Source organism: Roseateles oligotrophus (genome assembly GCF_025717515.1).
In the GTDB taxonomy this organism is placed as follows: domain Bacteria; phylum Pseudomonadota; class Gammaproteobacteria; order Burkholderiales; family Burkholderiaceae_C; genus Paucibacter_A; species Paucibacter_A oligotrophus.
Genome location: NZ_JAJIRN010000005.1, coordinates 249,934 through 272,803, shown reverse-complemented (window position 1 = coordinate 272,803; position 22,870 = coordinate 249,934). Strand labels below are relative to the sequence as shown.

Sequence of the window (22,870 nt, the reverse complement as noted above, 5' to 3'; positions counted from 1 at the left end):
AGGCCCAGAGAATCGACTCAAAACAAAGCCTGCTGCTCGGCCGCCATTTGCCCCGTTGCTGCCGCCTCGATCGCCAACAACTTCTGCTTGGTCTGTGCGCCGCCAGGGGCCGAAAAGCCGCCGCTATAGCCATTCGATCCCAAGACCCGGTGGCAAGGCACGATGGGCGCAAAAGGGTTGTCTCCTTCGGCCCGGCCGACCGCTCGCGCGGCTCCCGGCTGGCCCAGCCGGCGTGCAATCTCGCCGTAAGTCATGGTCTGACCCAGCGGTATTTGCCGCGTGATCGCGTGCACGTTCAGATTGAACTCGGCCACCTCGCTCTGATCCAACTGCACATCCAGCAAGTCGGCCTGCGCCGTCGGATCGCCGGCCAGCAAACGCTGAATCGCATCGATGGCCCGCAAGACCTGAGCGTTAGGCTCCCCCTCAATGGCCGCTCGAAAGCGCACCCGCATGCGCTCGCGGGTCAGGCCGGCGTTCTCTTCCGGCAGTTGCGAACCCTTGATGCCCTGCTCGCTCCAGGCGATGCCGCAGCAGCCCAGGGCGGTATCGAAGCAGGCGAATTGCAACATGCTCAGACGGCGGTGGAAGCCTGCCGCAAGGCCTCGGTCTGTGCCTGATGTTCGGCCACATGCGCGGCAATGCCGGTGCGCGACTCGGTCGCCAGCCGCGCCACCGCCGCGGCCGCCATCGCCTTGTATTGATGGTCGGACCAAATCTGCCGCCAACGCCGCGAACCCGCCTGGCCATTCCACAGGCCCAGCGCATGACGCATCGCCTGCGACCAGGGCCGGCCGCTCGCCACTTGGGCTTCGAGATATTTCAGCCATTCGGCCTCGACCTGCTCACGACTTTGGGCAGGTCCGGCTGTGCCGAAGAAACGCTGGTCCCAGCCGGCCATCTGCCAAGGCTCGTGATAGGCCTGGCGGCCGACCATCACGCCGTCCACATGCTCGAGTTGAGCGGCGATCTCCTCGTCGGTCTTGACGCCGCCATTGAGCACTATGGTGAGTGCGGGGAAATCACGTTTCAGTTGATGCACCAACTCATAGCGCAGCGGCGGCAACTCGCGGTTCTCCTTCGGCGAGATGCCTTGCAGCCAGGCATTGCGGGCATGGACGATGAAGACCTCGCAACCCGATGCCGAGATCGCGCCGACAAAGTCGCGCACGAAGTCGTAGCTCTCGAGCCGGTCAATGCCGATGCGGTGCTTGATCGTGACCGGAATGCTGACCGCGTCCCGCATTGCCTTGATGCCGTCGGCCACCAGCGCCGGTTCGGCCATCAAGCAAGCGCCAAAGGCCCCGCGCTGCACCCGCTCGCTGGGGCAGCCGCAGTTCAGATTGACCTCGTCGTAACCCCATTGCTCGGCCAGCTTGGCGCAGGCGGCCAGATCGGCCGGCTCCGAGCCGCCGAGTTGCAGCGCGACCGGATGCTCCTCTGAATTGAAGTCGAGATGACGCGGCTGATCGCCATGCAGCAAGGCGCCGGTGGTCACCATCTCGGTGTAAAGCCGCGTCTTTTGCGTCAGCAAGCGATGAAAGTAGCGGCAATGCTTATCGGTCCAGTCGAGCATCGGCGCCACACTTAACCGCCAGGGCGACATTTTCGAGATAAGTTGTTGATTTTCTTTGATTTCCATGTCTTTACGGACTATTGACGGGTTGTATTCTGGGGCATTTCCGGGGGTTTAAACGCTACTAGTGGAACTGTTCGGTCCAACTAGACCTATCGGCATGCGCCGGTGTTGGAGCAGCGGGTGCAGGCTTCCTTGATTGACACCGGGGCGTGTGAGCGCAACGTTCGGCGCATGCGTCGCGAAAAGGAACGCCGCCGAGTGGCCTTGCTGGAGGCCGTGGCCAGCCATCTTCCACATGACGCAGAGCTCAGCGGTACGGCGGCTGGATTGCATCTGCTGCTGCGGCTGCCCTCGCATAGTCCCCATGACGATTTGGCATGGGTGGCGGCTGCCCGTGCGCTTGGCGTGGGCATCTACCCAGTTTCACCTTTGTTCATCAGCGCATCTTCCCAGCTGCATCCCCGTTCAGGCGGGTTTATTCTGGGCGACGCAAGTCTGACGGTCGATCAGATTCGGCAGGGCATACAGATTCTTGGAATCTTGATTGCCAAAAGCGACCCTATGGTTGTTTTGCCAGGGCTCCGTTTGCAGCGAGCCGGCCGCAAGACCGTATGCCCGCGGTGATATTCCGACATCAGCCTACGACAGCTCTTTGCAGTACGACAAGGCGATCGGGTGCTTGTGTTCAGGTTATTGTCCGCTGGCAAATTGAGTCAAGTTGTCTCCCGTCATGCGATATCGCACCCACTCACTTTGCGGCTTAGCCCCGAGCGACTGGTAGAACTCGATGGCGGGCTCGTTCCAGTCCAGTACGCTCCACTCCAGGCGTCCGCAGTCGCTGTCTACGGCGATTTTGGCCAATTGGCGTAACAAGGCCTTGCCCGCACCCACACCGCGGTGGCTCGGCGAGATGTACAAATCTTCCAGGTACATGCCCTGACGCCCAAGCCAGGTGGAATAGCTCAAAAAATAGACCGCATAACCGATGGCTCTGCCGTCCTGCTCGCACATCAATGCGCGAGCAGGCGAGTCCTTGGCAAAAAGGCTCTGAGCAACGTTTGCCACACTGGCAATCACCTCGTGCTCCGCTTTTTCATAAATGGCCAATTCCACGATGAAGGCATGAATGGCGGCGGCATCAGCCTCTTGAGCGGGTCGAATCACGAGCGTCACGTTGAATCCAATGGTCAGTTGACGGAACAAAGTCGTTCCAGCTACCGATGGTAGGGGCGCCCTTAAAATGCATCAAGTGCATTTATCTCAGGACTATATGAACAATGTTCATCTTGACCTCAAGCGCATCGACCTCAACCTGTTGCAGTTGTTCAACGCGCTGTACAAGCATGGCTCGGTGAGCGGCGCAGCCTATGAGCTCGCCATGAGCCCTTCAGCATTCAGCCATGGCTTGACCCGCTTGCGGACAAGCCTCAATGACGTGCTATTTGTACGCCGAGGAGCGCAGATGGTGCCTACCGCGAAGTCGATCGAGATCGCCGACACCATCTCCTTGGCGCTCAAATTACTGAGTGAAACGCTGCAGCGCGCCGGGCCGTTTGACCCTCGGGTGAGCAGCAGAAATTTCATCTTCACAGCGACCGACTTCACCGCGTTTGCGGTGCTGCCCCGCTGCATCGCAGCCATCGAGAAAGTTGCCCCTCAGGTCAGCACACGTATTCGCTACGCCGACCACAGCATCCCGGTGGAGGAACTGCGTACCGGCAAGGTCGACTTTTCGATTGGTTACACCATGCTGACCAGTGAAACTCCGCCCGACATCCAGGCGGATGACTGGTTCACCGATCGGTACGTGGTGATCACCAGAAAAGGCCATCCGGCATGCTCCCAGGGTTTGAGCCTGGAGACCTATCTGGCCGCCAAGCATGTGGTCGTTACTCCGTGGAACCATGCGCGTGGCGAAATCGATCAGTTGCTCGAGGACTTGAACTTGAAACGCCATGTTGCGGTGTATTTGCCCACGGTACTGGCGGCGCCCTTCATCGTCGGCAGCAGCGAGATGTTGATGACCCTGCCCCGCCTAGCCGCCACCACCTTGGCTCAAGCCGCGGAGATCCAAATTCATGAGCCGCCATTTCATATCCCTGACTATTGCATCAAGCTCTTCAGTCACAGCAACTACGCCCAATCCGACGCGCATGTGTGGATGGCTAAAACCTTGCTGGGCACAACGTTTCTCTGAAGACATCCCATCTGAATCTACGCTATTTTTTTCTCAAAGGAACAGTATCGGGCCAGGCCTTGAACCTGAAGGGCAGGTCTATTCCTTGGGCAGTTTTTTCGCCAGCGAACTTCCGCTTCGGGCACAGCGTTGCCTCGCAATCATTGACCCCGAATCGTACCGGCGCGCTAGGCCGATAGTTCGAGCAGGCACCGCACAGCTGGCGTCCGGTTCGCCGTCGTTTTGGTCAACGGCGGCTTACTGGCGGTGATGCGGCCTCACGCACCCGGCCAGCTCCTGTCATTCGGATGCGCAGAGTAAGCGGCATAAGGGCGCACTAAACAGTCCCAGCTCTGGCGGAAGCCACGGCGCGCGTTTTCTCGACGCCATTGAAGAGAAGTTCAATACGCCGGGACCGAAACCGTCTGATCAGTTCAAGAAGAAAACCCACAAGACCGCGCCCGCCCCTGGCCTGATCAGTACCAGCCGTCGGGCAGCGTCGCTGCCAGGTAGGCGGGCGCAAAAGGGCTGCCGGTCAACATGCAGTTCACCCAGGCATCGCGTTCGGCCTTGATCACCAGTTCCTCCCACACGCAGCTTGACAGGGGTCGCGGCTCGGCCGCGAACTCCCGACCGGCGCAGTCGTGCGGGAGTGAGGAAAGCAACTGGCAGCGTATATCACCATGAGCCCACCAGTTGAGCAAAAGCCAGGTGGTTTGACTGCCCTCATGCACAATGACAAAACCCAGGCCATGGTGCTCACCGGCCTGTTCGATATCTGACAAACGTTGTTCGACATGCCTGCGAGCAGCCTGCCAGGTGGTCTGGGCAATCTCGCCTGCGTCAGTTTTGATGCCCGACACCTTGAGTTGCAGGCCGTTGACTGACCATCTGCCTTGCTGGAAGAACCGGCGCGGCTGATACCGGGGAAACTGCTGCTGCGTGGTCACGGCCGGGCCTTCCGCGCCCGCTGTGCTGGCCGTCAACCGGGCGGCGCTGACCTTGCGATACGAGTCCTTCAGAACAAGCCGGCCGTCGCGAAAACGCAGCAGATCGCAGCCCAGTTGCATGTCCTCGGTGCCATCCGCGCGCTTGAAACGATAGCGCCACAGCAAGTGGCCGGCATCGCCGTCGATCTTGCATTCCAGGATATCGACCTCGGCACCTTGATCATGGGCAAACATGGCCGCCAGCCCCTGACGCAGCTCCGCAGGGCTGCTCCAGCGGGAGCCCGGCTCTGGGCCGACCGACGCCTGATAGACGAAGTCAGGATGAGCGGCCAGCAGCACCGCCTCGGGATCGCGAGTTGACCAGGCCGACAGGAATCGTTCCAGTCCTTGGTGATTGATGGCTTGAATGTCAGTTGGCATCTATCTGCATGTTCCAGTTTTGGAGTTTGGAGCATAGGTTCACATCGGCTTATTGGTAATGCCAATCTGGCGATATTGATAAGGCCAATCAGTGTGCAAAGCACCCAAGCCGTCAAACTGGCCGCGGCTGGCAAGGTCGAGCCAAGTTTCGTAATGCTCGGCCACCGTCCGGTAGCGCAAGATTTGCTCTGGATGCCAAGGGTTGTAAAGCCTAGCCGTGGGTTCGGTAGATGTGCTTGGCTCGGCTTGTTTGCCAGCTTGTCTGTCCGTCACCGCCCGCTGATGCTGGCGAGGATAGGGATGCTACAACCCCTGCCGGCGCGCTGAGATGGTATGCATGAGGCAGAGTCATCAAAGACGCGCGCCTTGATACACAGCATCCGAGTGGATTGATGTATCGGGCTGGAACGGGCCGTTGGCAAAGTTGCACGGCGACTGAATACCCGGTATGGGCACGTTGCCACTACTGACGACCACAGAACGACCGGCTCCGTTGAGTGTGAAGGCTGTCATTGAAACTGGATTGGTTCCACTGAAGTCGCATCCACTCTGGCCGACTGCTAGGTCCGTCGCAGCAACTGTGACGCCGGGCGAGTAGCTCCTTTGGCGCGGTTCCGCCAAGCCCTTGATTCATATTGCCTCCCAGAGCAACTATTTCGGCGGCCTACGCTTGAGCTTAGTCAGTTGCGCCGAGCGGCCGATGCAACTACCTGCTGCATCGGTGCCCTGCGGAGAACCGCCGGTGCAACAAAGTCCCCCTCCGGTCGATCAACCTTGAAGTGTTGTCTACGACGCGCTTTTTTGTGCACAGCTCCAGTCGAGCATAGGCGCGACCCAAAGCCGCCAAGGACTGTGATTACTCAACAACAACTTATCGCTCATTTCAGACCGCAAATTCTCAGATCAATTCGCCAGAGACCGCGCTTGTGGACATGCAGTTCATGCTGGCACAGGCGGTCGGGGCGGCAATTATCCCGCGCCGGCAAGGAGCTTGTGGCTGATCTGGGAGCTTGGCCTAGTCTTTGGCTTTGGCTTTGGCTTTGGCTTTGGCGGCGCCAAACCAGCCGCTGCGCAGAGCCAGCCTCAAGCGTCCAAGCGGGGACTGCACCGCGCAGAACACATCCGCCGCCGCACTGGCCTCGTCCAGCAGCGCCGGGTCATCGATCCAGACCGGGGCATGCAAGAGGCCGACCGGCGCGCTGGCCAGAATCTGCTGCCATTCGGGTCGCAAGGCATACCACTGGCTGCGGCTGCGTGGGCGCATGCCAATCCAGCTGCGCGCGCCCCGCGCAACATCGATCAGCCCGGCCGCTCCGGCCCAGACGCGGCCCAGCCTGCTGCCCTCCCGGTTCGGGCAATGCAGCAGGCTGAACTGCGGCTCCAGACTCAGCTGATGGCGCCCGCTGACCACCGGCCGCAAAAGCCAAGCCTTCGAGCGCCCGCTCCAGCGGCACAGGCCGAGGTGCAGCGCCAACAGCGGCCACAACAGCAGCAAGGCCAGGCCCGCCAGCGCGCGGCCCATCAGACGCCCCGCGTGCTGACGGCGTTTGTCGGCTGTCAGACTCAGCAACAAGGCATCGGCGGCGGCCGGCGAGGCATCCACATCCAACAGCACATGGCGCACGCGCGAACCATTGACCACGCTATGCGCCAGGTCCAGCTCGGCACCCACATAGGTTTGCGGCAAAAGCAGGCTGTGCTCGACGCTTGAGCCCCTGGAGACGATGACATCGCGGCTCAGCACCACATGGGGCCCGACCTTGGCGCCGGCCTCGACCACGCAGCCCGGCCCGATCAAGACCGGGCCTATCATGGTGGCCGAGGGATGCACACGGGCCGTCGGGCTCATGGCGCCCCAGCGATGCCGCAGCCAGGCGGCCGGCACCCGCTGCAGGTCACGCTCGCCATCGCCGAATTGCGCCTGCAACAGCGCTTTGGCCGAGTCCAGCCATACCGAGACTTCACAACCCATCAGCGGCGGTACGCCCGCTGCCAGCAAGGCTTGGTACAAAGCGGCGCTGTCCAGATCCTCGGGCAAACCGCCCAGCTGCCTGGGCGTCACACAGGCCCAGCTCGACCAACGCGAACCCTGCAATTCATCGGCCTGCACGCTGACCGCATTCAGACAAGACAAGCGCATCAAGTCGCGCGTGGCCAGCGCCACATCGGCATGCCCGATCAAGATCCGGCGCGCGCCCTTGGCGGCCAGGCCGGCCAAGATGCCGTAGGGCCGGCCGGGGTCCTTGGCCAGATGCCAATGCAGCGTCAGCCCCCAGCGCTCGCCGTCGCCGAGCAGACCGCGCAGCAATTCAGGTCGATCGCTGACCACCAGGTCGACATCGGTAACGGCCGCTTGCGAGAGCTGATCCATCAGATGCTCGATGATGCTTTGGCAGCCCAGCGGCAGCGCCGCTGCGGGGTGATCCGCCGGCAACGGCAGATCACTCGGTACCCGCCGATTGGCAAACAACACCGCGCGCAAGCCTGGCCTTTGGGCTTCGATGGCCGGTCCGCTTGCATGCGGCGGCTCAATATCGCCCGCCGGCTGCCGCAGGCCCAGTCGCTGCAGCATCACCCGCGCCAGAAAGCTGAAGTTGCCGATCAGATAACGCCTCCACATCCGGCCCGGCTCCTGCATCAGGCGGTAGACCCATTCAAGCCCGGTCTCACGCATCCACTGCGGTGCCCGGGCAATACGGCCCGAGGCAAAGTCGAACAAGCCCCCCACGCCCATCGCCACCTTCACGCCGAGCTGGGGCAAATAGCGGTCGATGAACAGGTCTTGCGCCGGCACGCCGCGCGCCACCAGCAGCAAGTCGGCCGCCGTAGCGCGCACCTCGGCGGCCACGGCGCCCTCCTCGGCCACCGTAAAGAAGCCGTGGCGCAGGCCGGCCACCCGCAAACCCGGCCAGTTCTTGGCGATCTCGGCCGCCACCGCCTCGGCCACGCCGGGCTGCCCACCCAGCAGAAAAACGCTGGACCGGCGCGCCTCCAGCATCGAACACAGACGCGGAAACAAGTCGGTGCCGTTGACGTTTTGCTTCAGCGGGGTGCCGAGCAGATCACTGCCGATCTTGATGCCGATGCCGTCGGGCAAGACCAGCCCGGCACGCGCCAGCGTGCGCCGATAACCCCGATGTCCGGCGGCGATATTGACGCAGGCCGGATTGACAAAACTGACCTGCTGCGCCGTGCCGCCATCCAGCATGTCACGCACCCTCGACAAGGCCTCGTTCATCGTCACGTTGTCGAACACCACATCACCGACCTGCACCCGCGCCGGCTTGAGGCCGCGGCGCGCCGGCAGCGCCGCCACCAAGGCGCCGCGCAGCAGCAAGCCCAGATCATGGCGCGGTCCGCGCTGCGCCAGGTACTGCGCATCTGCATCCGCCTCGCTGCCGAAGTCCACGGCGGTGTGGCGGCGTATGAACCAGGGGTTGATCAGCCCGGGACGCAGCCCGGCCAAGGCGGCGGGAAGTTCCTCCCCGCTACTTCGCAGCCGCGGCCCCACCCAGGCCATCTGACCACGCAGGATATGCCACAGCACCGGCCAATCAGCGGCGCCCAAGCCGGCCAGCGCTCGCCCCAGCAAGCCCTTGGGCAGCATCAGGCCAAGGCGCTCGAAAGGCTGGCCATGCACGCCAAGCACGGCCTCGCGACGCGGCCGCCCCAAGGCCCAGGCCAGCAGCAGCGGCAGCGCCAGGAGCAGCAACAGCAGGCCCGCCAGCGCCACATCGGTCAGCCTCAGCAAGGCCTGCCCGCCAGGCTTGACTTGCCTGCTCGCAAGCGGTCCATCGGTCTCGGATATCCAGGTGCTCATCTTGTTTCTCCTCGGTGTCTGACGAGCTTCAGTACGCGCCGCGGCCACGAATGACCGCCGGCAAGGTCTTCAGAATCAGCTTGATATCCGCCCACAAGGAGGCTTGCTGGATGTAGTCAAGATCCATCTGCACCTGCTGCGGGAACGGCACCTCGGAGCGGCCATTGACCTGCCAGATGCAGGTCAGACCGGGCGTCACCGTCAAGCGCTGACGCTCGCGCAAGGTGTAGCGCGCCACCTCGCTGACCAAGGGTGGGCGCGGCCCGACCAAAGTCATGTGACCACAGAGCACGCACCACAGCTGCGGCAACTCATCAATGCTGAAACGCCGCAGCCAGCGGCCCACCGGAGTGATGCGCGGGTCGCGCGCCATCTTGAAGGTCACGCCGCTGGCACCATGCTGGTTGGCCGCCAGCAACTGCGCACGCGTCGCCTCGGCGTCCACCCGCATCGAGCGGAACTTGGGGAAGTTGAATATCCGCCCATGGCGCCCCACGCGGGTCTGCCAGAACAGCACCGGCCCGCCATCGCAGCAGCAAATCGCCAGCGCGACCAATAGCAGCAAGGGCGTCAACAAGAGCAGCGCCGGCAGCACCAGCAGCAGATCCAGCCCGCGCTTGGCTGCGGCCGGGCCTTGCACAAGCAGCCGCCAGGCCCACAAAGCCCGGCGGGCGCGCCAGCGGTTGATGCGAGGATTTGACAAGGCGGGAGTGGTAGACATGGCGGACTCCAAAATGCAATGGAGCCCATTACAGGGCGGCGGGCCGCTCAAGTTGTGGCAGCTTTGTCAAATCAAGGCCTTGTCGGCACATCAGCGACTCAAAGCCAGCCATCGATCCCTAGAATCGACTCACCCCACAAAAGTTGCCGGCATGTTTCTCGAAATCCTGATCGTTGACGACATTTTCGAATCGCGCCACGAGTTGGCCGAGCAAGTCACGGCACTTGGCCACCGGGTGAGCCTGGCCGATAGCGGCATGGCGGCGCTGGCCTTGCTGCAGCACCGACTGCCGGACCTGGTGTTGCTCGACCTGCTAATGCCTGAGCTGGACGGCTTCGAGGTCACAAGGCGCTTGCGCGAGCTGACCGGGCGCCACTGGGTGCCGGTGATCGCCACCTCGGGCCTGCAAGGCGAGGAGCATGTGATTCAGGCGCTGAAGAGCGGCGCCGATGACTACCTCAGCCGCCCGGTCAACCCGCATTTGCTGGAGGCCAAGCTGCGCCATTACGGCGCGGTGCTGGCCTTGCAGTCAAGGCTGGCCAGGCGCGCGCAGCGCGAGCGCGATATTCTGGACAATATCCTGGACCCCGTGCTAACGCTAAATGCCAGCGGCAATATCGAGGAGTGCAACCGCAGCGCGCTTGGTTTGCTGCGCCAAGACGGCCAGCCTTTGCGCTTGGGCGACGCATGCCTCGCGGTTTTGGGCCTCGATCTGCCCGCCTTGCTGGCCCAGCCCGAGTGCCAGTTGCGCGCTGCCGACGGCACGCTGCGCCCGTTCGAGCTGGGTCTGAGCGAATGGCGCGAGGCGTTGCATGTGCATTACACGGTGGTGCTGCACGACTTGAGCGCGCAGCGCCAGGTCGAGCGCATGAAGGACGAGTTTTTGGCCACGGTCAGCCACGAACTGCGCACACCATTGACCTCGGTCTTGGGCGCCTTGGGCCTGCTCGCGGGCGGTGCCGCCGGTGCCTTACCTGCTCCGGCGCTGGCCCTGGCCCAAGTGGCGCAGCGCAATGGTGAGCGGCTGAGCGGTTTGATCGACGATGTCCTGGACCTCACCAAGCTGGAGGGTGACCGTCTGCAGCTTTACCTGCGGCCCCAGCCGCTCTACCCCTTGTTGCGCGAGGCGCTGGCCGCCAACCAAGGTTATGCCGACCGGGCCGGGGTGCGGCTGCTGCACGGCATCCCTGAACAAGAGGCCGGGCCCGAACTGCGCCTTGACGGCGAGCGTTTTTTGCAGCTGATGGCCAATTTGCTGTCCAACGCGATCAAGCATTCGCCGCCCGGCGAGGCGGTGCGCCTAATTGTCAGCGTCGACGCATATTGCGCCCGCATCAGCGTGCGCGACCGCGGCCCCGGCATCGCACCGGCCTTTCGCGCCCGCATGTTCGAGAAGTTCTCGCAGGCCGATGGCAGCGACCGGCGCGCCCAAGGCGGCACCGGCCTTGGGCTCTACATCAGCCGCCTGCTGGTGGAGCGCATGGGCGGGCGCATCAGCGCCGATGAGCCGCAAGACGCCGGCAGCGGTGCCTGCTTCAGCGTGGAATTCGAGTTGGCCGGCCGCGCTCAAACTGAAGTAACGGCGCTACCCCGGATACTGCATATCGATGCCGACCTGGAGATCCGCGAGCGCGTGCAACGCTGGCTGAGCCCGGTAGCGCTGGTGGACAGCGCGGCCCATCTCGGCCAAGCCGACGCGCTGCTGGCCTTGCATGCGGACACACCCTACCGCCTACTGATCGGCAGCCCGCAGGACCAAGGCGCCGCGTTGGCGTTTTGCGCCGGCCTGCGGCGTCTGGCCCAAGGCCGGCCGGCCATGCTCTATGGTGATTCGGTCGACCAGGCCTTTTGCAAAGAGGCCGGTCTGCCCTGGTTGAGCCCGGCGCGCAGCGGCCCGGCCGAGTTGCTTGCTATGGTGCAGCAATTGATGAAGCCGGCAGCCTCCCAACAAGCCAAGGAGCAAGCAAAGCCATGAACGAGTTGCAACGCGTGATGTGTGTCGACGATGACCCGGACATCCGCATGATTCTCGAGTTCAGCCTCGGCACGGTCGGGGGCTACCAGGTCAAGGCCTGTGCGGGCGGGCGTGCTGCCTTGGCGGCGGTGGCCGAATTCAAACCGCAGCTGGTGCTGCTGGACGTGATGATGCCCGAGTTGAGCGGGCCCGAAACCCTGGCCGCGCTGCGCGAATTGCCGCTGATGAAGGGCGTGCCCATCGTGTTCTTGACGGCCAAGGCCATGCCCGACGAGCTGGAACAGTTGCTGGGCCACGGTGCCACCGGGCTGATCGTCAAGCCCTTTGATCCGATGCGCTTGCCGGCCGACATCCTGCCTTTTTGGGAGCATGGCCGTGGCTGAATCCCGCATGCCCAACCGTGACCCGCAGACCGAGGGCTTATCAGACGCGGCGGTGGCCGCCTTTGGTCAATTGCGGCAGCGCTTTGTGGCCGGCTTGCCCGAGCGCTGGCAGGAGATCGCGGCCGCACCGGCGCCCTTGCAGCAAGCCGCCCTGCACCGCCTGGCCGGCGCCGCCGGCAGCTATGGCCTGCCCGCGCTGGGTGAGGCCGCCAAAAAAGCCGAGCTGAGCCTGGAGCAGGGCCGCTTGCCCGACCTGGAGCCGGCACTGCAGGAGCTCGAGCGAATGATCGCCGCCGCAAGCGTCACAAATCCGTGACACTCCTGCGGCCCAATCGCGTTTCAATTCAACCATCGAATCCCCACCTCACAGGAGTGCAGCATGGAACTCAATGGTCGTATCGAAGGTCCCAATGTGCTGGTCATCGAACTGCGCGAGGACAACCTGGATGCCAGCAATGTGCGCGAGTTCCGCGACGCGGCGCAATCGCTGATGCTGGAACACAGCCATGTGGTGCTGGACATGTCGGGCGTCAAGTTCGTCGACAGCTCCGGCCTAGGCGCCTTGATTTCCTGCCTGCGCCAACTCAACGGCAGGCGCGGTGATTTCAGGCTTTGCGAGATGTCGCGCACGGTGCGGGCGCTGTTCGAGCTGATGCGCATGCACCGGGTTTTCAATATCCACGACACCCGCTCCGACGCCGTCGCCAGCTTCAGTTAGGCGCCCGCCACCCATCGTCAAACCCAGCCACCGCCGGCGCTCTCAAACAGCGCCGAGGCGAGCCGCCGCATTGCCCGAAAGGACCATCATGAACCTCTGCGAATATCTGAGCGAAGCGCTGGTGATAGGCAACGGAGCGGCGCTGCCCTGCCCGGCCTTGACGGGCCTGCTCAGCCTGGGCGTGCACAGCCGCTGGGCCGATGCGGATGAGGACAGCGGCGCGCGCCGACAGCTGGCTCAAGCCAGCCGGGACGCCGAGTTGAGCGGCGCGCCGGGCTTGCTGCTGCTGAGCGCCGATCTGCCGGCCGATGCGGCCCTCGGTCGGCATGACGACGCCTTGATCGAAGGCCTGGAAAACTCGGCCTGGGACTTGCTCTATCTGGCGCATGACGAAGGGCAGTTGGATGCCCGCTCGGCGCGGCGGCCGCTGTGGGTGCCTTGTGACAGCCCGCCGGCCGGTGTGCGCGCGCTCGGCCTGAGCCTGCCGCTGCTGCGCCGTGTGCTGGCACAAACGCTTGACCTGGGGCCGGCCGCCAGCCTGCGCGCCGGCCATTGGCTGGGCTTGCTCGGCTGGCAAGCGAGCCGGCTATGCCGGGACGGCAGCGCGCTGGCCAAATGGCCGGCCCGCATCCACGCCGCCCATCAGACGCCGCGCGGCGCGGCCCTCGGAGCACGCTGATGAACAATGCGGCCGCCGCCCTGCCCCTGCCCAATGTGCCGGCCCTGCTGGCCGGACGGGGCATCAAGCCCTTGAGCAGCCTGTTGGCTCATCGCGGCTTGGCGCTGGCGGCCTTTGTCGTGACCTTGCTGGCCGGCCTGCCGATGGCCTGGGTCAAGGGCGAGGCGCATTACTTGGCCGAGGCCTCGATCCAGATTGCACCGCGCTATATGCGCAATCTGCGTGAAGACCAGGAGCTGGACTTTCAATCAAACAGCCAATACCGCCAGTTCGTCGAGCACCAGCGTCAAAGCATCGGCCGCCACGATGTGCTGCGCGACGCGCTGCTGCGCGTGGGCGAGCAGCGCAAGCAGTGGCAGGGCCCCAAAGACAGCGAGCGCGCCGCGGTTGAAAAGCTGCGCAAGCAACTGCAGGTCAGCGCCGTCTCCGACACCTATCTGATCCGGCTCAGCCTTGAGGGCGAGCAGCCTGCGGGCTTGGCCGAGATGGTCAATGCGGTCGCGGCCACCTTCATCGAGCGGATGAAGAGCGAGGAGATTTACGGCGCCGACGAACGCAGCCGCCACCTGCGCGCACGCGAAGGGGAGCTGGTCGAAAGCATCTCGACCAAGGTCGATCAGCGCGGCGAAATCGCCCGTGAGTTGAGCCTGACCACCTTCGCCGAGGGCACGCCCAATCCCTACGATCAATTGGTCGCCAGCCTGCGTGCCAAGCTGTCCGACGCGCGCCAGCGCCGTATGGATGCCGACGCGGCCTTGAGCGCCTTCATGCAGCGCGGCGACACCACCTTGGCCGCCCGTTCTGTGCAGGAAGCGGTGCTCAGCGATCCGGGCCTGAATGGTCTGAAGTCGGCGCTGAGCGCGCGCCGGGCCACCTTGCTGGTGCAGAAGTCCGGCCTGCGCGCCGACCACCCCGGCGCCGTGGCGGCCGAGCGCGAGTTGGCCGAAATCGAACTCGAATTGCAGGACCAGGGCGGCCGCCTCGATCGTGGCGTGCGCCTCAATATGCAAGCCCGCTTGCAAGGGTCGGCAGAACAGGCCGCCGCCGTGGAGCAGGGCTTGCGGGCCGAGCTGAGCGAACTTGAGCCCCAAGCCACCCGCTTCGCCAAGCTGTTTCAGGACGCGCAGACCCTGTCCTCCGACATCGGGCAAATGCGCGAGGAATTGAACAAGGTGCGCGAACGGGTCAACTTCCTCAGCATCGAAAGCAATTCCTTCGGCTTCCTGCGTCTGGTCACACCGGCCCTGTTGCCCGAGCTGCCCTTCGGACCGGGCCGCAAGAAGCTGCTGCTGATGGTGCTGCTCGCCGCCTGCGCGGCAGGCCTGATTGCGCCGATCTTGCGCGATATGCTGGATCGCCGCGTGCGCACCGTCAACGATGCGCAGCGCCTGATGGGCATGGCACCGGCCGGCTGGCAACTGCAACGCGAAGGCCTGGCCAGCCAGGTGTTTGCCGACGAGCAATTGCGCCGTTTGGCAGCCGCGCTGATCCGCAGCCGCGAGCGCGGCGAAGCTTCCACAAACCAGCTCGCACAAGGCATTTTCGGCCTGAGCGCTTGCAAGCCCGGCGCCGGCACCAGCACCCTGGTGCTGGAGCTGGCCAACACCTTGCGCACGCTGGGCTTCAAGGTCTTGACGGTCGAGGCCAACGGCTTCTCGCGCGACGCCCGCTTTGCCAGCGAGCGGCCCGGCCTGCAGGAGCTGCTGCGCGATCAGGCCAAGGGCAGCGAGGTGATCGCGCCGGCCTGCGCCGATCTGCCGCCACGCGTTTCGGTCGGCGGGCATGGTCGCGTGGCACTCGAGCGCCTCGACATGCTCGGCGCCCAGCTGCGGCAATGGGCGGCAGATGCCGACTTTGTGCTGGTCGATATGCCGCCGCTGCTGGTCAGTGCCGATGCCGAATTACTGGTGCGCACCGTCGGTCAGGTGTTGCTGGTGATCGAGGCCGGCGCCGTCACCACCGGCGAGGTGCAACGCGCCCGCCGGCTGCTGCAAACGCTGGACCCGCAAGCGGTCGGCTGGCTTGTCAACCGGGTAGAGGCCTTCACAGGCGGCGGCTATCTGCACGATTTGATGATCGAGTCGGTCACCGGCCGGCGCGCCGACACCTTCTTTTCGACCCCCCAGTGGCGACTCGCTTTGTCGACCTGGTGGCTGCGCACCAGCAACAAACTGAAAGCAAGGAGCTCCGTATGAACGCCGATCTTCTGCAGGTCTTTGACCGCATCTGCATCATCAATCTGCCCGAACGGCGTGACCGCCGCGAGGCCGTCATCGACGAGTTCGCGAGGCTGGGACTCAAGGTCGACGGCCAGCGCGTGCGCTTCGTCAACGGCATCCGGCCCAGCCACGCCGCCGGCTTCCCCAATATCGGCGCCCATGGCTGCTTTCTCAGCCATCTGCAGATCCTGCTGGCGGCGCAGGCCGACGGCGTGCAGCGGCTGCTGGTGCTGGAAGACGATGTGATGTTCATGCCACACAAGGGCGACAGCAGCGCGCTGCTGCCGGCGCTGCAAGGCGATGCCTGGCATATTGCCTACCCCGGCCATGTGCAGGAAGCTGAGGCCGGGCCGCTGCGCTGGGTGCTGACCCAGGCGCCGCTGGTCTGCGCGCATTGCTACGCGCTGCACGCCCAGGCGCTGCCGCTGGCGATTGCCCATTTGCAGGCCTGCTTGTCGCGCCCCAGCGGCCACCCGCTCGGCAGCCCGATGCATTACGACGGCGCCTTGACCCTGCTGCGCCGCCAGCATCCCGAACTCAGAACCCTGCTGGCCAGCCGCTCGCTGGCCGGCCAGCGCAGCTCGCGCAGCGACATCATCGGCCCGTCCTGGCTGGACAACATTCCGATCCCGAACCTGGCCCCGCTGGCAAGGGCCATGCGCAACGGCTGGCGGCGCCTTGCCGCCGGCTTCTGACACCCCAAGGAGACTGCCATGTATGAGGACAAGCAAGCCTGGTATTTCAACTTCGTGCGGCGCGACATCGAGACGCTGCTGCCGGCCCGCGCCGAGCGCGTGCTGGAGATCGGCTGCGCGGCCGGCGCCACGCTGAACTGGCTGAAGGAGAGCGGCCGCGCCGGCCACACCACCGGCATCGAGCCGATGGCGGACGCGGCGAGCGTGGCACGCGGCCGCGTCGACCGGGTGCTGGAAGGCCCGGCCGAGGCCTTGCTGTCGCAGCTGCCGGCCGAGAGCTTCGATCTGGTGCTCTGCCTCGACGTGCTCGAGCATCTGGTCGACCCCTGGGTCGTGATGCAGCAGCTGCGCGGCCTCGTGCGCGCCGGCGGCACCGTCATCGTCAGCCTGCCTAATGTCAGAAACCATCGGGTCGTGCTGCCGCTGCTGCTGGCCGGACGCTTCGAGTACCAGGAGGCCGGCATCATGGACCGCACCCATCTGCGCTTCTTCAGCCGCCAGGGCGCGCTGGATCTGCTGGAACATGCGGGCTTCAAGGTCACGGCCGAGGCCAGCACCGGTCTGCGCCGAGGTGACCGCGACTTCTGGCGCAATCTGTTCACCGGCGGCCTGCTGGCACCGCTCTTCATCAGCCAACATCTGTTGCGCGGCATCCGCAGCGCCGCTTGACCGGCCAAGGCCGCACAAGGAGACCACCATGCTGCCCTGGATCGACGCCATGCGAGGCCTCGCTATTCTGATGGTCTTGGCCAACCATGTGGCCTTGCAAGTGCCGGGCTTGTCCGGCCCCCTCCGGGCGCTGGCCAGCTTTGGGCAGATGGGCGTGCAGCTGTTCTTCGTCGCCTCGGCCTACACGCTGTGCCTGTCCTGGCAGCAACGCCGGGGCAACGAGCGGCGGCCGCTGTTGTCCTTCTTGCTGCGCCGCTTCTTTCGCATCGCCCCGCTCTACTGGTTCGCGATTGCCTTGTTCTTTGGCCTCGGCCTGCTCTTGGCCGAACAACAGACGGGCTCGCCCTACAACTGGGCGAATATCTGGGCCAATGTCTTCTTTGTCCATGGCCTGCTGCCGGCGGCGCAGAACTCGGTCGTGCCCGGCGGCTGGTCGATCGGCGTCGAGATGGTTTTCTATCTGCTCTTCCCGGCCCTGTTGGCGCTGCACTTGCGCTTGCTTCCCACGCTGGGCCGCTGGACCGGCCCGCTGCTGGTGGCGATTGCCTGCGGGCTGAATCTGCTCTGGCAAACCGGCAGCGTTGGCAATAACAGCGCGGCCTACTTTCACCCGATCAATCAGATCGCGGTCTTTCTGATCGGCCTGAGCTGGTTCGAGTGGCAGCGCGGGGCCGCAAGCCAAATGGCGCCGAAGCCCGCGCTTGAATGCTTGATCGCCGGACTGGCCTTCGCGGTGACGGCGCTGCTCTGGCGCAGCGGCTTGGCCTTGGCCTTTGCCCTGTTGCCGATGACGGCCGGCCTGGGCTTTGCGGCGCTGGGCCAACTCTGCAGCCAGTGGAGCCGCTTGCCAGCCGCGCTGCTCGCCTTGGGCCGCGCCTCCTATGCCGTCTACATCATCCACATCCTGTTCGCCTGGCATGGCTTGCATGCGCTGCAGTCCGTCCAGCCATTGCAAGGCGACCTCGCCTATTTGCTCGCACTCGGCCTGGTCACGCTCTTGTCCTATGGCGCGGCGCGCTTGCTGGGCCTGGCGATCGAGCGGCCCGGCATCGGGCTGGGCGCAAGGCTGATCCACCGCATCAACCGTCCGGCCCAATTGAGCTCGCAAGGCTTCACCCTGTTGAAAGGCCTGAAATGAACACCGCCATCAACAGCCTGCTGCTCGAATTGCCGGTGCCCTTCAAGCGCATAGGCGGGGTCCTGCATGTCGAAGCCCAGGCCCATAACGGCATCAGCCGCTGGCTCGACAATTTCGACCGCATTACCTTGTGCGCGCCCTTGCTGCCGGATGACGAGCAAGACCTTATCGACGGCTCGATCAGCTGGCTGCCGGTCAGCGACTTGACGGCCGACGGCCGGCTGAATCTGCAAACCCTGCCCTGGGGCTATCACCCGCTTGACCATTTCAAGCAAAGACGCCAAGTCCGCGAGCTGTTTCAACGCCTGATTCCGCAGCACCGCTATCTGTGCTTTGCCAATCTCGGCTGGCTCGGCAGCTGGGGCAATATCGCCGCCGATATGGCCCAGGCCACCGGCCGCTCCTACGCCGTCTGGCTCGACTGGGTGTTGCATGAAATGCCCGCCAGCCAGCCCGGTGGGCCGGCCAAACGGGCCTTCGGGCGCATCAAGCTGGGCATGCTCAAGCGCAACTGCCTGCGGGCGGTGCGCAATGCCTCGCTGGGTCTGTTCCACGGCCGCTCGGTGCACCAGGCCTATGCGCCGCATTGCGCTCAAGCCGAGCTGGTGCATAACATCCATCTCAAACGGAGCGACATCATCAGCCCGGCGCAACTGCAGCAAAGACTGAGTCGCTCCGACGGCCGGCTGCGCATCGGCTATGCCGGGCGCCTGCATCCGATGAAGGGCCCGCTGCAATGGATAGCTGCGGTGGACGGCGCCATCCGCGCGGCCGCCCCCGGCCAAGTCATCGAGGCCACCTGGATCGGCGACGGCCCGCTGCTGGAAGACGCACGCCGCCGGGTGATCGAGTTGGGCCGGCAAGAGCAGATCCACTTTCCCGGTGCCGAGACCGAGCGCGGCCGGGTGCTGGACTTTCTGCGCGGCCTCGACATCTTCCTGTTCTGCCACCTGACACCGGAGTCACCGCGTTGCCTGATCGAGGCCTTGATGTCCGGCACGCCGCTGCTCGGCTATGCCAGCCCCTATGCCAGCGACCTGGTCGCCAGCTGCCCCAGCGCCGCTCAGTTCGTGGACATTGGTGACAGCGCGGCGCTCGCTCAGCTGCTGGGCCGGCATCTGGCCCGGCCGAACCAGCGCCGCCAGATGGCCATCGACGCGCGCACCTGCGGCCTGCATTTTTCCGACGAAGCGGTGTTCCAGCATCGCAGCCAGCTGATCAAGGAATACCTGCCATGAATCGCCTCGCCAGGCTGCTGTGCCTGCTGCTGGTCAGCGCCCTGTCCCATGCGGCCGCACCCTTGTTTGTCGCCTCGAAAGGTCTGAAATGAAACCCGCTCACGCCAGCCTGCTGCTTGAATTGCCGGTGCCGTTCAAGCAAATCGACGGGGTGCTTCATGTCGAAGCGCAAGCCCATAACGGCATTGCCCGATGGCTTGATAACTTTGATCGCATCAGCCTGTGCGCGCCCTTGCTGCCGGACGAGGCCAACGATTCGGCCGAAAGTGCGATGAGCTGGCTACCCGTCAGCGACTTGCTGGCCGGCGGTCGACTGACCCTCTATCCGCTGCCCTGGGGCTATCACCCGGCGCAGCATTTCAAGCACCAGACCCACGTGGTCAAGCTGTTCCGCCGACTGATCCCGGAGCACCGCTATCTGTGCTTTGCGAACCTGGGTTGGCTGGGCAGCTGGGGCAATATTGCTGCCGATGAGGCCAAGCGCGCAGAGCGTGCTTACGCCGTCTGGCTCGACTGGGTGCTGCATGAAATGCCCGACGCCGAGCCGGGCGGCCTGGCCCGGCAGGCCTTCGGTCGGCTCAAGCTAGGCATGCTCAAGCGCAACAGCCTGCGTGCGGTGCGCAACGCGGCACTCGGTCTGTTCCACGGCAGTTCGGTCCATCAGGCCTACGCCCCTTATTGCCGCCAGGCCCATATCGTGCATGACATTCACCTCAAGCGCGGCGACATCATCGACCCCGCAAGGCTGCAGCGCCGCTTGGCCCGCCCCGACAACACCTTGCAGGTGGGCTATGCCGGCCGGGTGCATTCGATGAAAGGGCCCTTGCAATGGATAGACGCGGTCGCCGGCGCAATTCGCAGCGCCCCCAGCGGCCAGCGGATCAATGCCACCTGGCTGGGTGACGGCCCCTTGCTGGAGGCCGCACGCGAGCGCGTGGCCGAGTTGGGCCTGCAAGAGCACATCCACTTCCCCGGCAATGAGTCCAATCGGCAAAAGCTGCTGGGCTTTCTGCGCGAGCTGGATCTGTTCTTGTTCTGCCATCTGACGCCGGAGTCGCCCCGCTGCCTGATCGAGGCCTTGATGTCGGGCCTGCCCTTGCTTGGCTATACCAGCCCCTATGCGCAAGACCTGGTGGCGGGTTGCCCCGGCGGCGGGCGCTTTGTGCCCATTGGTGATACGCAGGCGCTGGCCGACTTGCTGGGCCAGCAATTGCGGGCACCGGCGCAGCGCCGGCAAATGAGTCAGGACGCCTTGCGCTGCGGCCAGGCCTTCTCGGATGAGGCGGTGTTCCGGCATCGCAGCGAGTTGATCAAGGAATACCTGCCATGAATCGCCGCCTGGGCTTGCTGAGTCTGCTCTGCCTGGCGACAACGATGGCGAGCGGCGCAGCAAAGGCAGACCTGCAGGAGCACGCGCTCGAGTTGTCGGTCGGCCAAGCGCTCGGCGAACTGCCGCGCTTCGGCGTCAACCTGGGCGCCCGCAATGTCTGGGGTGCCGATCAGCTGATCCGCAATATCTTGCAGAACCCGGGGCTGGAGCTGGGCCATGACGGCGCCTTGCTGATCGTCGGCCGGGCGCTGCCGGATGGCGTGCAAGACGAACACCGCTGGACGGCGCGGGCTGCCGGCTTCTGGGCCGGCGCCAACTTCGAAGTGCTCAGCGGCGCAGCGGCCGGCCAGCGCGGCCGGGTGCTGGACAATCGCCCCCCTGCCGCCAGCGATCGCAATCGCGGTGACCTGCTGCAACTCGAGCCGCCACCGGCCGGTCTGCGCCCCGGCGATGTGCTGGCCCTGCAAGGCCAACAGGATCGCCTTCCCGCGCCGCTGTGGTGGACCCAGGGTCTCGTTCGTTCGGTGGCCGAGCCGCGCCCCGGCAGCCCCGGCCAACGCGCGCTGCATCTGATTGCCGGCAGCGCCCAGCCTGCCGCGCTGTTCCATCACCTCGATGCGCTGGGCGCCAGAGCGGGCAAGCTGCTGCCGATCAATGGCCGCTGGACGCTGAGTTTCTGGGCCCGCAATCCAAGCGCTTCGCCGAGCATGTTGCGGCTGAGTTTTGGCCGCCAGGGCCGGAGCGACTGGCTGCAGCGGGAGCTCAGCCCCGGTGCGCAATGGCAACAGCATCAATTCGACTTTGACGGCGACGACAAGGGCCCCGCCGGGCCGCTGCAACTGGCGCTGCAGATCGAGCGGGGTCAGGTCTTGCTGGATGACATCGAACTGACCCCCAAGCTCGCCCCTCCGCTCGATCATGCGGCCCAGACCGGCTTTCGCGCCGAGCTGATCGAGACCTTGCAGCAGCTCAGGCCCGGCTATCTGCGCGACTGGCAGGGGCAGTTGGGCGACAGCCTGAGCAACCGGCTGGCCGAGCCCCTGGCGCGCCGCCCGACGCGCTACCGGCCGGGGCCGAATGAGCAGTTGTTTGCCTATTCCATCCCCGAATTCCTGCGCCTTTGTGGCTTGATCGGCGCGCGCCCCTGGCTGGTGCTGCCGAGCAGCAGCAGCCCGGAGGACGCGCAGCGGCTGGGCCGCCTGCTGGCAGAAAGCCAGCGCCAATATGGCTTCGACGAAATCGTCGTCGAACATGGCAACGAGCATTGGAACAGCATCTTCCTGCCGGCCGGCATTGCCAAGGCGGCGAGCTTGGCCGAGGTCGCTGACCGCGTGTTTGCGGCACTCAAGCAAGGCGCTGGGCCGGCCGTGGCGCTGCACCGGGTGATCGGCAGCCAATATGTCAACCCGGCCACGGCCGCCGACTTGCTCAAGCTCAGCCGCCACAGCGAAGGCGTCGCGGTGGCGCCCTATTTCCACTATGAACAAGACAGCGCCCAGACCCTCGCGCAGATCCTGCCCCAGTTGCTGCATGAAGGCGCCGAGCCTTTGCAAACGACCCTCAAGATGGCGGCCGCCTGGCAGCGCTCGGTCGATGTGTACGAGGTCAACTTCCACACCACCGGCGGCAATGCCAGCGGCGCACAACGCAACGCGGTGCTGGCCGATCCGGCGGCGGGCACGGCGCTGGTGCGCCGCTTGCTGCAGGCGGCCCTGCTGGGCGTAAGGCGCCAGGCGGTCTATTCCTTGAGCGGCTTTGACACCTATATGGGCAGCCTGGGCGCAGGCCAGCCACGCGGCTTGGTCGAGCTCTTCGGCATCACCCGCGATTTGAGCCAGGCGGCCCAATGGAGGCCCACCGGCCAAGCCTTGCAGGCGATCAATCAGGTGGTTGGGGGCAGCGCCCATGCGGTCGCCTGTCAAGGCCAGGCCTGCCCGGAGCTCACTGCCTTGGCCTTTGCCGACGGGCGCCGCTGGATCATCACCAACTCGGCCGCACGGCCCTTGCGCTTGAGCCTGCCCTGCGCGGCGGCGATGCGGGTGAGCAGCGCCGCCGGCAGCGGCCCAGTTAGCGCCTGCAAGCGAGGTCGGCTCGAACTCAGTTTGCCCGCCCATGGCTGGTTGACCGCACAACAAATTTAAGCCGGCGCCTATTTGGCCG

20 protein-coding genes and 1 pseudogene are annotated in these 22,870 nt (G+C 64.9%); 14 read left to right on the top strand and 7 right to left on the bottom strand.

All coding sequences use genetic code 11. The annotated features are described in order from the left end of the window. Window positions 1–17: 17 nt before the first annotated feature. Entirely contained in the window at window positions 18–572 is a 555-nt protein-coding gene (locus tag LNV07_RS12510) for a methylated-DNA--[protein]-cysteine S-methyltransferase (RefSeq protein ID WP_263571492.1), read from the bottom strand. A 2-nt stretch (window positions 573–574) separates the two neighbouring features. Next, entirely contained in the window at window positions 575–1,642 is a 1,068-nt protein-coding gene (gene dusA, locus LNV07_RS12505; protein ID WP_263571491.1) for a tRNA dihydrouridine(20/20a) synthase DusA, read from the bottom strand. Window positions 1,643–1,759: 117 nt separating this feature from the next. Here dusA and LNV07_RS12500 point away from each other — a divergent pair, with 117 nt between their 5' ends. After that, window positions 1,760–2,203: a hypothetical protein gene (locus tag LNV07_RS12500; RefSeq protein WP_318013722.1), complete on the top strand. Its 444-nt coding sequence runs from the start codon at window positions 1,760–1,762 to the stop codon at window positions 2,201–2,203. Window positions 2,204–2,269: 66 nt separating this feature from the next. On the opposite strand, the gene LNV07_RS12495 is transcribed toward LNV07_RS12500, so the two are convergent. Continuing rightward, on the bottom strand, window positions 2,270–2,752 hold the full coding sequence (locus LNV07_RS12495) for a GNAT family N-acetyltransferase (protein WP_263571670.1): 483 nt from the start codon (window positions 2,750–2,752) through the stop codon (window positions 2,270–2,272). Window positions 2,753–2,849: 97 nt separating this feature from the next. On the opposite strand from LNV07_RS12495, the gene LNV07_RS12490 reads away from it, so the two are divergent. Next, entirely contained in the window at window positions 2,850–3,776 is a 927-nt protein-coding gene (locus LNV07_RS12490; protein WP_263571490.1) for a LysR family transcriptional regulator, read from the top strand. 455 nt (window positions 3,777–4,231) lie between these two features. Here LNV07_RS12490 and LNV07_RS12485 read toward each other — a convergent pair whose 3' ends face one another. The 4 genes and pseudogenes from LNV07_RS12485 to LNV07_RS12470 form a co-directional block, all read right to left on the bottom strand. Next, the gene (locus tag LNV07_RS12485; protein WP_263571489.1) at window positions 4,232–5,125 is read right to left on the bottom strand and encodes a nuclear transport factor 2 family protein; all 894 of its coding nucleotides are present in this window, start codon (window positions 5,123–5,125) and stop codon (window positions 4,232–4,234) included. Between the two features lie 78 nt (window positions 5,126–5,203). Then, window positions 5,204–5,398: pseudogene (locus tag LNV07_RS12480) on the bottom strand (hypothetical protein); the annotation flags it as partial. 742 nt (window positions 5,399–6,140) lie between these two features. Continuing rightward, window positions 6,141–8,945: a WecB/TagA/CpsF family glycosyltransferase gene (locus tag LNV07_RS12475; RefSeq protein ID WP_263571488.1), complete on the bottom strand. Its 2,805-nt coding sequence runs from the start codon at window positions 8,943–8,945 to the stop codon at window positions 6,141–6,143. Between the two features lie 28 nt (window positions 8,946–8,973). Further along, window positions 8,974–9,666: a sugar transferase gene (locus LNV07_RS12470; protein WP_263571487.1), complete on the bottom strand. Its 693-nt coding sequence runs from the start codon at window positions 9,664–9,666 to the stop codon at window positions 8,974–8,976. A gap of 151 nt (window positions 9,667–9,817) precedes the next feature. On the opposite strand from LNV07_RS12470, the gene LNV07_RS12465 reads away from it, so the two are divergent. The 12 genes from LNV07_RS12465 to LNV07_RS12410 all read left to right on the top strand — a co-directional run bounded on the left by LNV07_RS12465 (window position 9,818) and on the right by LNV07_RS12410 (window position 22,851). Then, window positions 9,818–11,641, top strand: a complete 1,824-nt coding sequence (locus LNV07_RS12465) for an ATP-binding response regulator (protein WP_263571486.1) — start codon at window positions 9,818–9,820, stop codon at window positions 11,639–11,641. Beyond that, window positions 11,638–12,024, top strand: a complete 387-nt coding sequence (locus tag LNV07_RS12460; protein WP_263571485.1) for a response regulator — start codon at window positions 11,638–11,640, stop codon at window positions 12,022–12,024. Before LNV07_RS12465 ends, LNV07_RS12460 begins: the two co-directional genes overlap by 4 nt. After that, window positions 12,017–12,340 (top strand): Hpt domain-containing protein, encoded by a 324-nt coding sequence (locus LNV07_RS12455; protein ID WP_263571484.1) that lies wholly within the window; start codon window positions 12,017–12,019, stop codon window positions 12,338–12,340. Before LNV07_RS12460 ends, LNV07_RS12455 begins: the two co-directional genes overlap by 8 nt. A gap of 63 nt (window positions 12,341–12,403) precedes the next feature. After that, window positions 12,404–12,742, top strand: a complete 339-nt coding sequence (locus LNV07_RS12450) for an STAS domain-containing protein (RefSeq protein WP_263571483.1) — start codon at window positions 12,404–12,406, stop codon at window positions 12,740–12,742. An 88-nt stretch (window positions 12,743–12,830) separates the two neighbouring features. Next, window positions 12,831–13,421 (top strand): hypothetical protein, encoded by a 591-nt coding sequence (locus tag LNV07_RS12445; RefSeq protein WP_263571482.1) that lies wholly within the window; start codon window positions 12,831–12,833, stop codon window positions 13,419–13,421. After that, window positions 13,421–15,616 carry a GumC family protein gene (locus LNV07_RS12440; RefSeq protein ID WP_263571481.1) on the top strand — a complete coding sequence of 732 codons (2,196 nt, stop codon included), beginning with the start codon at window positions 13,421–13,423 and terminating at the stop codon, window positions 15,614–15,616. The genes LNV07_RS12445 and LNV07_RS12440 overlap by 1 nt, the downstream gene beginning before the upstream one ends. Beyond that, window positions 15,613–16,335 carry a glycosyltransferase family 25 protein gene (locus LNV07_RS12435; protein WP_263571480.1) on the top strand — a complete coding sequence of 241 codons (723 nt, stop codon included), beginning with the start codon at window positions 15,613–15,615 and terminating at the stop codon, window positions 16,333–16,335. The genes LNV07_RS12440 and LNV07_RS12435 overlap by 4 nt, the downstream gene beginning before the upstream one ends. A gap of 18 nt (window positions 16,336–16,353) precedes the next feature. Further along, window positions 16,354–17,004 carry a class I SAM-dependent methyltransferase gene (locus tag LNV07_RS12430; RefSeq protein ID WP_263571479.1) on the top strand — a complete coding sequence of 217 codons (651 nt, stop codon included), beginning with the start codon at window positions 16,354–16,356 and terminating at the stop codon, window positions 17,002–17,004. 28 nt (window positions 17,005–17,032) lie between these two features. Beyond that, complete coding sequence (locus LNV07_RS12425; protein WP_263571478.1) at window positions 17,033–18,142, top strand: acyltransferase family protein; 1,110 nt, start codon at window positions 17,033–17,035, stop codon at window positions 18,140–18,142. Then, window positions 18,139–19,380 carry a glycosyltransferase gene (locus LNV07_RS12420; protein ID WP_263571477.1) on the top strand — a complete coding sequence of 414 codons (1,242 nt, stop codon included), beginning with the start codon at window positions 18,139–18,141 and terminating at the stop codon, window positions 19,378–19,380. Before LNV07_RS12425 ends, LNV07_RS12420 begins: the two co-directional genes overlap by 4 nt. 88 nt (window positions 19,381–19,468) lie before the next feature. Then, the gene (locus tag LNV07_RS12415; protein ID WP_263571476.1) at window positions 19,469–20,710 is read left to right on the top strand and encodes a glycosyltransferase; all 1,242 of its coding nucleotides are present in this window, start codon (window positions 19,469–19,471) and stop codon (window positions 20,708–20,710) included. After that, the gene (locus LNV07_RS12410) at window positions 20,707–22,851 is read left to right on the top strand and encodes a hypothetical protein (RefSeq protein ID WP_263571475.1); all 2,145 of its coding nucleotides are present in this window, start codon (window positions 20,707–20,709) and stop codon (window positions 22,849–22,851) included. The genes LNV07_RS12415 and LNV07_RS12410 overlap by 4 nt, the downstream gene beginning before the upstream one ends. Window positions 22,852–22,870 lie beyond the last annotated feature (19 nt).

Coding starts and splice junctions, on each gene's coding strand:
- LNV07_RS12510 (WP_263571492.1), bottom strand. CDS start 572: ATGTTGCAATTCGCCTGCTTCGATACCGCCCTGGGCTGCTGCGGCATC.
- dusA (WP_263571491.1), bottom strand. CDS start 1,642: ATGGAAATCAAAGAAAATCAACAACTTATCTCGAAAATGTCGCCCTGG.
- LNV07_RS12490 (WP_263571490.1), top strand. CDS start 2,850: ATGAACAATGTTCATCTTGACCTCAAGCGCATCGACCTCAACCTGTTG.
- LNV07_RS12485 (WP_263571489.1), bottom strand. CDS start 5,125: ATGCCAACTGACATTCAAGCCATCAATCACCAAGGACTGGAACGATTC.
- LNV07_RS12475 (WP_263571488.1), bottom strand. CDS start 8,945: ATGAGCACCTGGATATCCGAGACCGATGGACCGCTTGCGAGCAGGCAA.
- LNV07_RS12470 (WP_263571487.1), bottom strand. CDS start 9,666: ATGTCTACCACTCCCGCCTTGTCAAATCCTCGCATCAACCGCTGGCGC.
- LNV07_RS12465 (WP_263571486.1), top strand. CDS start 9,818: ATGTTTCTCGAAATCCTGATCGTTGACGACATTTTCGAATCGCGCCAC.
- LNV07_RS12460 (WP_263571485.1), top strand. CDS start 11,638: ATGAACGAGTTGCAACGCGTGATGTGTGTCGACGATGACCCGGACATC.
- LNV07_RS12450 (WP_263571483.1), top strand. CDS start 12,404: ATGGAACTCAATGGTCGTATCGAAGGTCCCAATGTGCTGGTCATCGAA.
- LNV07_RS12445 (WP_263571482.1), top strand. CDS start 12,831: ATGAACCTCTGCGAATATCTGAGCGAAGCGCTGGTGATAGGCAACGGA.
- LNV07_RS12440 (WP_263571481.1), top strand. CDS start 13,421: ATGAACAATGCGGCCGCCGCCCTGCCCCTGCCCAATGTGCCGGCCCTG.
- LNV07_RS12435 (WP_263571480.1), top strand. CDS start 15,613: ATGAACGCCGATCTTCTGCAGGTCTTTGACCGCATCTGCATCATCAAT.
- LNV07_RS12430 (WP_263571479.1), top strand. CDS start 16,354: ATGTATGAGGACAAGCAAGCCTGGTATTTCAACTTCGTGCGGCGCGAC.
- LNV07_RS12425 (WP_263571478.1), top strand. CDS start 17,033: ATGCTGCCCTGGATCGACGCCATGCGAGGCCTCGCTATTCTGATGGTC.
- LNV07_RS12420 (WP_263571477.1), top strand. CDS start 18,139: ATGAACACCGCCATCAACAGCCTGCTGCTCGAATTGCCGGTGCCCTTC.
- LNV07_RS12415 (WP_263571476.1), top strand. CDS start 19,469: ATGAAACCCGCTCACGCCAGCCTGCTGCTTGAATTGCCGGTGCCGTTC.
- LNV07_RS12410 (WP_263571475.1), top strand. CDS start 20,707: ATGAATCGCCGCCTGGGCTTGCTGAGTCTGCTCTGCCTGGCGACAACG.